The 13,898-nt window shown below is 58.1% G+C and carries 13 protein-coding genes and 2 tRNA genes; 4 read left to right on the top strand and 11 right to left on the bottom strand.

Annotation, left to right across the window (positions count from 1 at the left end; genetic code table 11):
* The first annotated feature begins 10 nt into the window (after positions 1-10).
* Complete coding sequence (panC, locus tag QP908_RS03030) at positions 11-832, top strand: pantoate--beta-alanine ligase (protein ID WP_284771608.1); 822 nt, start codon at positions 11-13, stop codon at positions 830-832.
* Here the strand turns inward: panC and QP908_RS03035 are convergent.
* Positions 829-1,791 carry a malate dehydrogenase gene (locus tag QP908_RS03035; protein ID WP_284771609.1) on the bottom strand — a complete coding sequence of 321 codons (963 nt, stop codon included), beginning with the start codon at positions 1,789-1,791 and terminating at the stop codon, positions 829-831. The two genes, panC and QP908_RS03035, sit on opposite strands and share 4 nt — an antisense overlap.
* 408 nt (positions 1,792-2,199) lie before the next feature.
* On the opposite strand from QP908_RS03035, the gene QP908_RS03040 reads away from it, so the two are divergent.
* On the top strand, positions 2,200-2,958 hold the full coding sequence (locus tag QP908_RS03040) for a TetR/AcrR family transcriptional regulator (RefSeq protein WP_284771610.1): 759 nt from the start codon (positions 2,200-2,202) through the stop codon (positions 2,956-2,958).
* Between the two features lie 39 nt (positions 2,959-2,997).
* On the opposite strand, the gene clpX is transcribed toward QP908_RS03040, so the two are convergent.
* Positions 2,998-4,293: an ATP-dependent Clp protease ATP-binding subunit ClpX gene (clpX, locus tag QP908_RS03045; protein WP_239268721.1), complete on the bottom strand. Its 1,296-nt coding sequence runs from the start codon at positions 4,291-4,293 to the stop codon at positions 2,998-3,000.
* A 231-nt stretch (positions 4,294-4,524) separates the two neighbouring features.
* Between clpX and fabG the strand changes: the two genes are divergently transcribed.
* Positions 4,525-5,289 (top strand): 3-oxoacyl-ACP reductase FabG, encoded by a 765-nt coding sequence (fabG, locus tag QP908_RS03050; RefSeq protein WP_284771611.1) that lies wholly within the window; start codon positions 4,525-4,527, stop codon positions 5,287-5,289.
* An 82-nt stretch (positions 5,290-5,371) separates the two neighbouring features.
* On the opposite strand, the gene QP908_RS03055 is transcribed toward fabG, so the two are convergent.
* The 9 genes from QP908_RS03055 to QP908_RS03095 form a co-directional block, all read right to left on the bottom strand.
* Positions 5,372-5,626 (bottom strand): hypothetical protein, encoded by a 255-nt coding sequence (locus QP908_RS03055; RefSeq protein ID WP_239268725.1) that lies wholly within the window; start codon positions 5,624-5,626, stop codon positions 5,372-5,374.
* 163 nt (positions 5,627-5,789) lie between these two features.
* Positions 5,790-6,080, bottom strand: coding sequence for a hypothetical protein (locus tag QP908_RS03060; RefSeq protein ID WP_023023571.1), 291 nt, complete (start codon positions 6,078-6,080; stop codon positions 5,790-5,792).
* Positions 6,081-6,083: 3 nt separating this feature from the next.
* Complete coding sequence (locus QP908_RS03065; protein ID WP_284771612.1) at positions 6,084-7,388, bottom strand: inorganic phosphate transporter; 1,305 nt, start codon at positions 7,386-7,388, stop codon at positions 6,084-6,086.
* 322 nt (positions 7,389-7,710) lie between these two features.
* Complete coding sequence (locus tag QP908_RS03070) at positions 7,711-9,213, bottom strand: peptide MFS transporter (protein WP_239268729.1); 1,503 nt, start codon at positions 9,211-9,213, stop codon at positions 7,711-7,713.
* 272 nt (positions 9,214-9,485) lie between these two features.
* A complete protein-coding gene (locus QP908_RS03075; protein ID WP_239268731.1) occupies positions 9,486-10,109 on the bottom strand; it encodes an ATP-dependent Clp protease proteolytic subunit in 624 nt (207 codons plus the stop codon).
* A gap of 20 nt (positions 10,110-10,129) precedes the next feature.
* Positions 10,130-10,741, bottom strand: coding sequence for an ATP-dependent Clp protease proteolytic subunit (locus QP908_RS03080; protein WP_023023580.1), 612 nt, complete (start codon positions 10,739-10,741; stop codon positions 10,130-10,132).
* 191 nt (positions 10,742-10,932) lie between these two features.
* Positions 10,933-12,288 carry a trigger factor gene (gene tig / locus QP908_RS03085; protein ID WP_239268733.1) on the bottom strand — a complete coding sequence of 452 codons (1,356 nt, stop codon included), beginning with the start codon at positions 12,286-12,288 and terminating at the stop codon, positions 10,933-10,935.
* Positions 12,289-12,382: 94 nt separating this feature from the next.
* A tRNA-Pro gene (locus tag QP908_RS03090) sits at positions 12,383-12,456 on the bottom strand.
* 134 nt (positions 12,457-12,590) lie between these two features.
* Positions 12,591-13,445 carry a DUF1542 domain-containing protein gene (locus QP908_RS03095; RefSeq protein WP_239268735.1) on the bottom strand — a complete coding sequence of 285 codons (855 nt, stop codon included), beginning with the start codon at positions 13,443-13,445 and terminating at the stop codon, positions 12,591-12,593.
* Between the two features lie 121 nt (positions 13,446-13,566).
* On the opposite strand from QP908_RS03095, the gene QP908_RS03100 reads away from it, so the two are divergent.
* Positions 13,567-13,641, top strand: a tRNA-Gly gene (locus tag QP908_RS03100).
* Positions 13,642-13,898: the final 257 nt, after the last annotated feature.

A 13,898-nucleotide genomic window follows, 5' to 3' on the forward strand; every position in this document is an offset into this window, starting at 1 on the left:
GTCTTAAGCCATGCAGATCCTCACAACTAAATCCGAACTCCGTGCCTTCCGCGCGGCAGCGTCCGGTTCCGTGGGTTTGGTGCCCACGATGGGCGCGCTTCACGACGGCCACGCTTCCCTCATTCGCCGCGCCCGCGAAGACAACGACACCGTGGTGTGCTCGGTCTTTGTCAATCCCCTCCAGTTCACGGACCTGGGCGACTGCGAAGACTACCGCGCCTACCCGCGCACCCTCGACGCGGATGCCGCACTGCTGGACTCGTTGGGAGTCGATGCGGTCTTCGCCCCCAGCGTGGAGGAAATGTACCCGGGTGGCACCCCGCGGGTGTGGGTGCGCACGGGTGAGATGGGCTCGGTCTTGGAAGGTGCCTCGCGCCCCGGCCACTTTGACGGCGTGGCCACCGTGGTGAGCAAGCTGTTTCACCTTGTCACACCAGACCGCGCTTATTTTGGACAAAAGGATGCGCAGCAAGTAGCGATCATCCGCCGCCTGGTGGCGGACCTCGACCTGCCGCTGGACATCATCAGCGTGCCCATCGTGCGCGCAACGGACGGCGTGGCCGAGTCCAGCCGCAATGCGCGCCTCAGTGCCGCCGAGCGTGAGCAGGCGGTCGCCTTATCCCAGGCACTCTTCGCGCTGCAGGATGGCGCCTCACGTGAAGAAGCTGAGGCCCAGCTCGCTTCCTCCCCCGGCGTGACGGTGGATTACCTCACCGTGGTGAACCCGGCCACGCTCGAGCCCGTAGATGCACAACACCGGCCCGCCTTGGCGCTGGTAGCAGCGCATGTGGGGCCGGTGCGGCTCATCGATAACTTGGTGCTGGAGGCTTAACCTTTCAGCAGGTGGGCTACGGCCTCGCGCTCCTCACGCAGCTCCTGCACGGAGGCCTCGATGCGCTCCTTCTGGAAATCGCTGAGCTCCAGGCCTTGGACGATTTCCCACTTGCCGTCGCGGCAAATGGTGGGAAAGCCGCAGATGAGGCCCTCGTCTACACCGTAGGAACCATCCGAAGACACGGCGGCGGTGCGCCAATCCTCGGTGCCGTGGACCCAATCGTGCATGTGATCCACGGCGGCAGATGCCGCCGACGCCGCGGACGAGCTGCCGCGCACCTCAATGATCTCCGCGCCGCGCTTGGCCACCTTGGGGATCATCTCCTCGCGGTACCACTGCTCATCTACCTCAGCGTTGGAGTAGGTCAGGTCCGGGAACTGGGTGGCGGAGTGGTTGCCCCAGACCGCAATCTTGGAAAAGTCCTTGGTGGCCTTGCCCGTCTTGGCCGCCAACTGGCCCAAGGTGCGGTTGTGATCCAGACGCATGAGCGCGTTGAACTGGGAGCTATCCAGATCCGGCGCGCTATGCGCGGCAATCAGCGCGTTGGTATTGGCTGGGTTGCCCACCACCAGCACGCGAACATCACGCGCCGCGTAGTCATTGATGGCCTTGCCCTGCTCGGTAAAGATGGCGCCATTGGCCTCGAGCAGGTCAGCGCGCTCCATGCCCTTGCTGCGCGGGCGGGAGCCCACAAGGAATGCGGCGGAGGCATCCTCGAAAGCGACCTTGAGGTCATCGGTCACCGTAATCGAGTTCACCAGCGGCAGGGCGGAGTCGCGCAGTTCCATGGCCACGCCCTCGGCCTTTTCTACTACCGCGGGGATTTCCAACAGGGCAAGGTCAACCGGGGTGTCCTTGCCAAATACGTCGCCCGCGGCAATCCGCCACAGCAGGGAGTAGGCGATATTTCCGGCGGCACCGGTAACGGTTACTTTTACTGGCTGGGTCATGCTCATTCCTCCTCAAATGTCGTGGAGATGTAAGCGTCCCTCATGCACGCCACCCTCCACGGGATGTATCCACCCCCGAGCTTAGCGCTATACGGAGGTAGCGTGTTGTGAAATAAATCCCCCTCTTTCGGAGGGAAAACGCCGCCAAATTTCCGGATATTACCCCCATTTACCTCCAAATTAACGCCCCCAATGGGCACATTCCTCCCGCGGGGTGGGGTTAATCGGGCATGATGGAAGCGGCACAGACCCCACTTGGGAGCGCGCTTGCAGGGATGCATTCACCGCCTGTGGGCGGCTGCACGGTGGCCAACCACTGCCGCATCGAACCAGCATGAGGCCGATCGTGCAGTTCCCGAGACACTACCCACCATCGCCACATCGGCGCCGCGAAGCAGAGATAGGACACATGCTATGAGCACTGAGCACACCGAACCGCTGCACGCTGCGGAGCAGGCGGAGGACTCCGACGCTCACGCTGCGGATTCCATCAGCACCGATGCCGTGGTGGATATCGCCATTTCCCAGTTTTCCGCGTGGGGTTTTTCTGAAACCAAGCTGGACACCATTGCCGCGGAATCCGGCATGTCCAAGCGCATGATTCACTACCACTTTGGCGATAAGCAGGGCCTGTGTTTGAGCGCTCTAAGCACCGCCGCCGAGCGCCTCCGCCCCAATGAAGAGGACTTGGAGCTCGATTCCGCGGTCCCGGTCGAGGGCGTGCGCAAGCTGGTGGACTGGATCTTCTGGCAATACGTCAACCACCCCGAGGCCATTCGCATGATGACCTGGGAAACCGCCCAGTCCATCGTGGGCTCTTCCACCAATCCCGTGGCGGATTTCAGCGGCGTCGCCCTCCACCTCGACCGCCTGCTCATGCTGGGCCAGGACGCCGGTGCCTTCCGCCCGGGCATTTCCACCAACGATATTTTCACCATCATCGCCTCGCTCACCTCGTACCGCGTGACCAACCGGGCGATGATGGACAACCTATTGGGCGTGGATATGTCCAGCCAGGCAAATACCGACGGCATGCACCGGCTTACCGTCGATACCGTGCTGGCATTCCTCACCGCCAATATCCCCGATTCCGGCCACGAGTCTTATTTGGTGCCTTCTGATGCCGACGAGGGCGATGAGGCCTCCCCGCAAGATATCTACGGCGAGGCATAAAAGTAGGGGCACCGGCTGCTTGCCGATGCCCCCTTCTAACTAAGCCGATTCCTTCGCCTCATCCTTGTAGGTGAATTCGGGCTCTGCGCCCTGGGTGACGCAGCCCGCGGTGATGTGCACGGCGGAAATATCTTCCCGGTCCGGCAGCTCAAACATCACTGGAACGAGCAGTTCTTCAAGGATCGCGCGCAGGCCGCGCGCGCCGGTTTTGCGCTCGAGGGCGAGCTCTGCGATGGCATCCAGCGCCCCGTCATCCATGTGCAGCTCGCAATCATCCATCTCAAATAGGCGGCTGTACTGCTTGAGCAGCGAGTTCTTGGGCTCAGTGAGCACCTTAACCAGGGCCTCGCGGTCCAAGTTATCCACCGTCGCCACCACGGGCAGGCGGCCGATAAATTCTGGGATCAAGCCGAACTTCACGAGGTCTTCCGGGCGCACCTGGGAGAATAGGTCCACCTTTTCCCGCTCGTCTTCGGTGCCGAGCTTCGCGCCAAAGCCAACGCCCTTCTTGCCCACGCGATCCGCGATCACCTGGTCAAGGCCCGCAAACGCGCCGGCGACGATGAAGAGGATATTGGAGGTATCTAGCTGGATAAATTCCTGGTTCGGGTGCTTGCGCCCGCCCTGCGGTGGGATGGCGGCCACGGTTCCCTCCAGGATCTTCAGCAGCGCCTGTTGCACGCCCTCGCCGGAGACATCGCGGGTAATGGAGGGGTTTTCAGACTTGCGGGAAATCTTATCCACCTCGTCGACGTAGATGATGCCGCGCTGGGCGCGCTCCACGTCAAAGTCCGCCGCCTGCAGCAACTTCAAGAGGATGTTTTCTACGTCCTCACCGACATAACCGGCCTCCGTCAGGCTGGTGGCATCCGCGATGGCGAAAGGCACATCCAGCAGGCGCGCCAAGGTCTGGGCCAGGTAGGTCTTACCTGAACCGGTGGGCCCCAGCATCAAAATATTGGACTTGGAGATCTCTACCTCTTCGCCTTCGGCCTTCTTACGGCGCGCATCTAGCGCGGCGGATTCTTCGGCCTTAATGCGCTTGTAGTGGTTATACACCGCTACCGACAGCACGCGCTTGGCCTTGTCTTGGCCAATGACGTACTTATCCAAAAAGGAAGAAATCTGCGAAGGCTTAGGCAGGCGCACCTCCGCTTCGGAAGATTCCTCGGCCTGCTCGTGGCCGAGCTCTTCTTCAATAATCTCATTGCAGAGCTCGATGCACTCATCGCAGATGTAGACCCCGCCGCCGGCGATGAGCTTTTTCACCTGCTTTTGGCTCTTTCCGCAGAAGGAACACTTCAGGAGATCAGCGCTTTCTTGCATACGTGCCATTCAGTACTTTCACACTCGCTCTTGTTTACCGCTTTTTAAAGGTGGGGCGGAAGGCTCGCTTACTTCCATCCCCGCGGTTGGTTGTTCAAAAATCTACCTTAGTAAATCAACCCGACACGGCTCTTATTCATTCCCTCCGCGTGGCGAAATTCGCAGATCTTTATCCGCCCACACCACTAAACTTGGGATTGGATCCTCCACTTCCTCCACCACCGCCGAAGGAGCCATTTCATGTTTGACCTCACCAACCGTACCGCGATTGTCACGGGCGGAGCTGCGGGCATCGGCAAGGGCATCGTTGCCTGCCTGCGCGAAGCCGGCGCCAGCATCGTCATTGCCGATATCGATGCCGACAAGGCCGAAGCAACCGCCGCAGAGCTCGGCGCGACCGCCTACCCCGTCGATGTCACCGATAGGGCCTCCATCAAAGAAATGTTTGCCAAGGTCCACGCCGCGCACGGGGCGATCGACATCGTCTGCTCCAATGCCGGGGTCTTTCCCAACTGCCCGCTGGAAGAGATGACCGATAAGCAGTGGGAGACCATGTTTGACATCAATACCCACGGCACGTTCAAGGTCGTGCAAGAAGCCCTGCCGTATATGAAGGAGCGCGGCTACGGGCGCATCGTCATCACCACCTCCATTACCGGCTCACACACCGGCTTTCCTGGCTGGGCGCATTACGGCGCCTCCAAGGCGGCCCAACAGGGCTTTATCCGCTCCGCTGCGCTAGAAATCGCCCGCGATGGCATCACCATCAATGGCGTATTGCCCGGAAATATCCTCACCGAGGGCCTCGAGGCACAGGGCCAAGAGTACCTCGATGAGATGACGCGCTCCATCCCGCTGCACCGGCTTGGCAACCCCCGCGATATTGGCAACGCCGCGGCCTTCCTCGCCTCCACCGAGGCCGGATATATCACCGGCCAAACGCTGATTATTGATGGCGGCCAGCTCCTGCCCGAAACCCCGGAGGCCATCCTGCCGCCGCGCTAGCGCTTGCCGATGCCCAGCCCTATAACGCAGATAACCCGCCAGGCACCTAGGATGGTGCCTGGCGGGTTATCTAGTGCGGCTTTTATTGCAGCCAGCCGAATTCGAGCAAGAATGCCTCAACATCGAGCATTTCCAGCTCATCTGGTGCATGGCCGACAACGAATGCGAAGGACTCAGCGACGTCCTTGGTCGTCGCGGGGGTAAGCCCCGCGTCAACGAGATTTTCCGCTACGCGGGCAGAAACCGGTGCCTGAGACACGGTATCCAAACCCGTACCCGTGGTGGAGTCCTTGAACATATCGCTAATGCCACCAATGAAGGTCCGCATCGTGTTCATCTCTCTCACCTCTCAATGTTGCTCTGTTGATAGGTACAAATATACTTGGTACTTACCCACTAAGCAACCCCTAAGCCATTTAAAGTTAATCTTTTGTTAACATTAAATGGCTATGAGGCATATTACATGGTCACGGGCTTGCTATATAGTCCGCGGGTTACTCTTAAAGGTCGCCAAATGGTGCGAAACCAAAGTAGTGGTCTAGGGAATCGCGCGCGATCCACGCGATTGCCACCACGATAACGACACCCAGTACGGCATAAACGGTCCAACCCAGCAGCTTCATTTGGCGGCTAGCGGGAGTATCTCCTACCACCACACCATTGTCATCCCGAATGGGATCACCTGTCATGGAACGCATGCCCAAGGCGAAGAGCAAGGGGATACCAGCACCGAAGACAAGGGCCAGGCCAGCGACGCGGAGTATAGATTCGAAGATTTCTGCAACAGTCATGTTCTAGCGCTCCTCTTGTGGAGTAGATGAGGTGGAGTCGTTGTCCCCGTTGACCGCCGCTACCGGGGTCATGCCCCCTGAAGCTGCGACAGACTCTTTCGCACCAACGCGTGGCTCCAAGGACGAATCCACGGACTCAGCGTTCTCATCCCAGTCATTATTAACGTTGGATGCATCAACTGGGTTCATACGGGAGCGGATGACGATGAGCGCCGTCATGGCCAAGAGTAGAACGAAGTCCACGATAGCGCCGGTTGCCACATTGGTAGCGGAAGAGACGCCGTGCGCCAACCACCACGATGCGAAGCCAACAAAGGCGGCACAGGGCAGCGTAATGAGCCAGGCAGCCACCATGCGCATTGCAACACCCCAGCGCACTTCCGCGCCACGGCGGCCCAAACCAGTACCAAGGATAGAGCCGGTGGACACGTGGGTCGTAGACAGAGCCATACCACCGGCTGAGGAAGTCAGGATGATGGCCGCGGAGGTAGCCTCGGCTGCCATACCTTGCGGGGATTCGATCTCCACCAAGCCCTTACCCAGGGTGCGGATAACGCGCCAACCGCCGGACAAGGTACCGGCCGCAATGGCAATCGCACAGCCGAAGATGACCCAGGTTGGAATGCGGGCATCGGCAGCCGCGTGGCCCGAAGCCACGAGGGCGAGGAAGATAACGCCCATGGTTTTCTGAGCGTCACCGGCGCCGTGTGCCAGCGATACCAAGCAGGCGGTCACAATCTGGCCATGGCGGAAGTGCTCGTTCTTTTCCTTTTTCGGAATGGTGTTGGTCACCCAATAAACGAGGAAGGTGGCGCACGCAGATACCAAGGCGGCGATAATCGGGGACGCCACCGCCGGAATGATGATCTTGGCCATAATGGAGGTCCACTCCACTCCCCCAGTGCCCATGGCGGCGAAACCAGCGCCGATAAGGCCACCGAAAAGGGCGTGGGAAGAGCTGGACGGTACCCCGAGCAACCAGGTGAAAAGGTTCCACAGAATACCGCCGATAAGACCGGTAAAGACCACCATCAACAGGGCTTGGCCATCCGAGTCGGCGGCTGCACCCGAAAGGTCATAGGAATCGAGGTTGACGATGCCTTTGGCCACCGTTGCCGCGACATTCACGGACAAGAATGCGCCAACGAGGTTAAGTACGGCAGAAATCGCCACCGCAGTAAATGGCTTCAGCGCGCCAGTAGCAATGGAGGTTGCCATCGCATTGGCTGTGTCGTGAAAACCATTGGTGAAGTCGAAGGCTAAGGCGGTAAACACCACAATGCCCAAGATAATCAGAGTCGCTGTCACAGCATTGGCCCCTTGTAAGCAATTAACAAATGAGAAGAAAGTGTTATTGCGGCGCCATCACGCGTCGCGTACGAAGTGCAGCGTACTCCGCAACAATAAGTTGAGCCAATAGCTTTTCTAAGAAGTAAACTGCACTTTGCCTAGTGTTAACCTTCCACATATGCCTGAGCGCTAGGCACCTGCCAAAGATCTGCGGTTTACCAGCAATTTTTAAGACACCTAATCTATTTTCACCCTTTAATAGCGTGGCAGAAAACACTTAGAGAGGTGCGCCGGCTTAACACCAACACACCTCTCGAAATAAAGGTTTTAGCTTCCCTTTTTAGCGGAAGGTAGCAAACTTCTTGACCACCCAGCGGCTCAGCACGAGTAGGACGATGCCCAGTGCGATGGAGACGACACCTAAGGAAATAAAGAAGGTGTTTTCCGCACCCGCATCCTCTGGGTTGTAGAAGCTAGCCAGCGAACCGGCAAGTGCGGTACCCATGGCCACGGCCATCATCCACACGGCCATCATGCGCGATGGGAACGCCTCAGGTGCCACCTTGGTGGCCAGAGAGTTGCCCACTGGGGACAACATCAGCTCACCCATGGTGAATAGGAAGAGGATCCAGATAATGACATACATTGGCGTGGAGTTTGCGCCCGAGCCGGAGAATGGCAGGAAGAAGAACAGCGAGATACCGATGATGATATTGGCCACGCCGAACTTCACCGGCGTGGACCACTGACGGTCACCGAGCTTCGTCCACATAGCCGCGAAGATTGCAGAGAAGATAACGATGAAAATCGGGTTAATGGACTGCACCAATGACGGCGGAATCTCGATACCAAAGATGTGGCGGTCCAGGCGCACATCGGCGTAAATGGTCATCACGGTAAATTGCTGCTGGAAGATACCGAAGAACAGCACACCGGAGATGAACATTGGAATAAAGCCCAAGAGGCGGTTCTTTTCTTTCCGGGTCACCAAATCAGAGGTGTACATCTGAATCCAGAAGTACACGGCGGCGATCAGGGCAACGGCGGTGACGATATTAGACAGCCACTCTACCTTGATGATCCCAGTACCCAGGCCGATAACCATGACGAGGACAGCGACGACAATCGCGCCCAAGCCCAGCATGCGCTGTTTAAAATCTGCAGGATTAGGAATTTCGTGACCAGCGTCCTTAATCGTGGTCTTACGCATGGCAGTATACTGGATAAGGCCTAGGGCCATACCGACGGCAGCGATGCCGAAGCCCCAGTGGAAGCCCTTCCAGCCCCACATTGCGGTGGTAAGAAGCGGTCCGAAGAGGGCACCAATATTAACGCCCATGTAGAAGACGGAGAAGCCGCCGTCACGGCGAGGATCGTCGCGGCTATACAGCGAGCCCAGCACCACCGAAGCGGTAGTCTTTACACCGCCGGAACCAACGGCGATGAGGATCAGGCCGATAGCCAGGCCGGTTACGGCAGGAATGAAGGCCAAGACGAGGTGACCAGCCATCACCATGAGTGCGGAGTAGAACAGGGTGCGCTCCGCACCGAGGATGCGGTCAGCTACCAACGATGCCAACAGGCATGCCATGTACACCAAGCCGCCGTAGGCACCGACGATCGACGTCGCGTCGCCACGGTCGAGGCCTAGGCCGCCATCGGTGGTGGCGTAGTACATATACAGCAGCACGATGGACTGCATGCCGTAGAAGCTGAAGCGCTCCCACATCTCCACGCCGAACAGGTTAGCCAGCCCCCACGGGTGGCCGAAAAATGTGCGCTCCCCGCTCGAAGCAGCGGGTGCGGAGGTTCGATCCTCCGCTTCTGGTTCCTTATTTGTCATAACATAATACGACCACTCAGAGGCCTAATTCACAAATCGGCCATTATACGTGAAACATCGCACTAAATAATCTGCCTAACGACCTGCAGATATTTCTCTGAAAGATTCACCCCGTTTGGGGTAGATGTGCGTGCACCGTTACTCGCCCAGCGCACCTTCTCATAGGCATATACTGCAGTCGCTTATACGCAAATAATAAAAGCCCTGCGAGGGCTTCTCTCGAAGCGGTCTCACAGGGCCTCCGCTGATGGATTCAGTCCATCAGGACCGAATTAAGAATTGAGCTTGCGGTACTCAAAGACGGTATCGATAATTCCGTATTCCACAGCGTCTTCCGCAGTCAGGATCTTATCGCGGTCGGTGTCGATGCGGATTTGCTCGGACGTACGGCCGGTGTGCTCCGCCAAGGTGTTTTCCATCAAGGTGCGCATACGCTCGATCTCTGCGGCCTGGATCTCCAAGTCCGAGACCTGACCCTGGGTGCCCTGGGTTGCAGGCTGGTGGATCAATACGCGCGAGTTCGGCAGCGCCGCACGCTTGCCCGGAGCACCAGCGGCCAACAGCACTGCAGCAGCAGAAGCCGCCTGGCCCAGGCACACGGTCTGCACATCAGGGCGCACGTAGCGCATGGTGTCATAAATTGCCATCAGGGCAGTAAAGGAGCCACCGGGCGAGTTGATATACATGGTGATGTCACGGTCCGGATCCTGGCTTTCAAGAACCAGCAGCTGGGCCATGATGTCATTGGCAGAGGTGTCATCGACCTGGGTACCCAAGAAGATGATGCGCTCTTCAAAGAGCTTAGAGTACGGGTTGGTTTCCTTCGTCCCCTGAGCGGACTGCTCAATAAAAGAAGGCAGTACGTAACGGGAACTTGGCATCTGCGACTTATTCATAGTGATTTTCTCCTTATTCCCTAGTTGCTCAGCGGGCCGTTTACAGACTCGATTACGTGGTCAACAATGCCGTAATCCTTGGCTTGCTGCGCAGTCATCCAGCGGTCACGGTCAGAGTCCTTGGTGATCTGCTCGAAGGTTTGGCCGGTGTGCTCTGCAATGAGCTCGGCCATCTCGCGCTTGGTCTGTGCGAATTGCTCCGCCTGGATGGCGATATCGGCAGCGGTACCGCCCACGCCAGCGGAAGGCTGGTGCATCATGATGCGAGCGTGCGGCAGTGCATAGCGCTTGCCCTTCGTACCACCAGAGAGCAGGAACTGGCCCATAGAAGCGGCCAAGCCCATGCCGTAGGTGGAGATATCGCAGGGCGAGTACTTCATCGTGTCATAAATGGCCATGCCCGCGGTCACGGAGCCACCCGGGGAGTTGATGTAGAGCGAAATATCGCGCGTGGGATCCTCTGCGGAAAGCAGCAGGATCTGTGCGCACAGCTTATTGGCAATTTCATCGTCTACCTGGGTGCCCAAAAAGATAATGCGCTCGTGCAACAGGCGCTCATAGACGCTGTCACCCAAGTTCAGGCCGGAGCCTGCTGGGGTGGTCATCTGAAGCTGGTCAGATTTCTTAGACATTCGAAAAGTCTCCTTGAGGACGGTTAATCTCTAATGCCACCACACTACTTAATGTGGCGATAATTGTGGGGTCTGTTCGCTATCAGCGTTTGCACCGATCTTTGTCTGCTTTTTCGACCCGGCGATGAGAAAAGCCCAGCCAGACTTCCTCGCTGGTGCGAGGGGCCAAGCTGGGCTTTTAAGGAGAAGATTTACTCCGCGTCGGTAGCTTCGTTCTCATCTTCTTCTACTTCACCGAAGTACTGCTCAACGTCAACGTCGTTGCCTTCTTCGTCCTTTACGGTGGTACGGCAAATGGCGGCAGCCAGTGCCTTGCCGCGGCGTACGTCAGAGAACAGGTTGGCAATCTGGCCGTTGGACTGCAGCTGCTGGATGAACTGGTTCGGGTCCATGCCGTAGGACTGCGCGGTGAACAGGATGTGGTCCGAGAGCTCCTGCTGGGAAACTTCCGGCTCTTCCTTTTCTGCCACGGCATCCAAGAAGATCTGCGTGCGCACGGACTCTTCGGCCTGCTCGCGGGTCTGCTTATCAAACTCTTCGCGGGAGGTGCCCTGTGCCTCGAGCAGCTGTGCCAGTGCCTTCTCATCGTGTGCGAGCTGGCCCAGGATCTGGTGCAGCTGGGCGTGAGCCTGCTCGTCGACTACGGACTGGGGCAGCTCAAAGTCGACATCGGCAAGCGCAGCCTTCAGAACCTCATCGCGGATCTGGCCGGCCTGCTCAGCCTTCTTGGACTCCTCAACCTCGGTCTTGGTGGCTTCGCGCAGCTCCTCGATGGTGTCGTACTCGGAGGCCATCTGGGCAAACTCATCGTCCATATCCGGCAGCTTGCGCTCCTTGGTCTGCTGCACGTGGACCTTGAAGGTAGCCTCTTCGTCCTTGTGCTCGCCGGACTGGATGGTGGAGGTGAACTCGTTATCCTCGCCGGTCTTCATGCCGCGCAGTGCGGTGTCCAGCCCCTTGATGAGGTTGTCATCACCAATGGAGTAAGACAGGCCCTCGGTGGAAGCCTCCTCGATCTTCTCGCCGTCCACCTCTGCGGTGATGTCGATGATGGCGTAGTCACCGGTCTTCATCTTGCGCTTGGTGTCCTTCAGTTCACCGAAGCGCTCTGCAAGATCCTCGAGGGCCTTGTCCACGTCTTCCTCGCCGGCCTTGATGGCCGGGACGATGACGGAGATTTCGGAGAAGTCCGGAACCTCGAACTCAGGGCGAATGTCAACCTCGGCGGTAAACTCGACGAAGTCCTTGTCCTCGATCTTGGAAATGTCTACGTCCGGCTGGCCGATGACCTTCAGGTCCTCGGACTGAACGGCCTGCTCATAGCGGGAAGGCAGCATGTCATTGACAACCTGCTCCAGAATCGGGCCGCGGCCGAAGCGAGCGTCGATCAGCTGGCGCGGGGCCTTGCCCTTACGGAAACCTGGAATAGAAACCTGCTGCGCGATTGCCGCGTAAGCTTGATCGATTTCCTGGTCTAGCTCCGCAAACGGAACGTTGACGGTGAGCTTAACGCGGGTATCGCTCAGCTTGTCTACGGTGGTCTTCACGAGTGAATCTCCCTGGCTTCATTGTTTTTCTACGTACATAAAAATTAAAGGGGGTCTGAAAAACCTTATTAGGGCATTTTCAGACCCCCATACGTCGGGGCGACAGGATTTGAACCTGCGACCCCCTGCTCCCAAAGCAGGTGCGCTACCAAACTGCGCCACGCCCCGTATGTAGGCCACCAAGTTGCCTTGGCTGCGTTGCATACCTGAGACAGTTTAGCGTGTTGGTTTTAAATCTCCTAAATCAACCCCCTGTTAAGGGCGTAGACGCAGGTTAACGGCATAATTTCTGGCCGCTTGACTTAGAAATCGAAATCAAACATACCGTCAAAGAAGCCGCCGCCATCGCCGTCAGATAATCCATCGAAGAATCCGCCACCGTCACCGGCGTCTCCCCCTCCGGCATCGCCGCCCATATCACCGGGGTCACCGGCGTCTCCGGCATCTCCTACGTCTGCGCCGCCGTCGGCTCCGTCTATGCCGCCGCCTTCGGCGCCGCCCCAGTCGCCGTTTTCTGCGGCGGCTGCGGAATAGCCCACGCCGGACATGCCGGCAAACATGGCGTTAAACATCATGGAATAACCCATCATCCACACGCCCGTTTGCAGGGCATCTTCCCACCAAGGGCGGGAGTACCAACCGGCCGGAACGGGACGGCCGGCCACGGTTCCGCCTGGGTAATAGTTCGGGGTTTCCTCAGAGGCGTAGGGGGAGGCAGTCAATTCCTGCCCATTGGCATCCACCGTGCGCTTCTCGGTGACCTTACCGGCGGCGCGCTGCCCCTCCAGCGGCGGCAATTCCGGCCCTGGGTTCATGTCCATAATCTCGCGGGCGGCATTGACGTAATGCATGCCCTCAAGCGCCGATTCGCGGGCCAAATTGGCCTGCTTGACCGTGGTGGCCCTTGAAATAGCGGAGTTAGCCGCAGTAAAGCGCTCTGATGCGTCCGCCATCGCCTGCTGCGAGGCGGTATCCGTACCGGAAATCTGCATGACCTGGCCACCCAGGCGCTCAATCCAGCGGCGCGCATCCGCCTGGGCATCCGCTAACTGCTGCGCCTCTCGCTCCTCCCGGCTCTTTTTTGAGCTGCGCGAGGATAGATACCACGCGCCGCCACCGAGTACGACTACAAGAAGTAGAAGTTCCACAACAATCATCGCTTTCTTTACTGGAATTGGTCCTACCTATTTTAACGGCCTACCCACTGCGCGTGTTCCCTATTTTCATTTTGGGGCGCTCATGCGCTAAAGTAGCCGACAGCGTTCAAGGTAACGCTGTGGGAATGTCGTATAGTGGCTAATACCTCAGCCTTCCAAGCTGAAGACGCGGGTTCGATTCCCGTCATTCCCTCCATGTTTGTACTGCAATAATTGACTATTGCAGCTGGTTGTTAGCGGTAAGTGGAACCATTGGTAGAACCATTTTGGTTGGCGTGTTTAAACCCTCACAGATTGTATATTCTGTGGGGGTTTGAATATTTTTAGCTTTGGTTAGAGTTTCTTCCAGAGTGCGGGCACGGCGGGCGCCCCCATCCGGCTCGTGTGGTGTGGGTTTGGGTTGTTTTTGGGAAATATTCTTAAAATGTTCGTTCTTCCAGTTTACCAATAACG

This window comes from Corynebacterium sp. MSK204, from assembly GCF_030229885.1.
In the GTDB taxonomy this organism is placed as follows: Bacteria; Actinomycetota; Actinomycetes; order Mycobacteriales; family Mycobacteriaceae; genus Corynebacterium.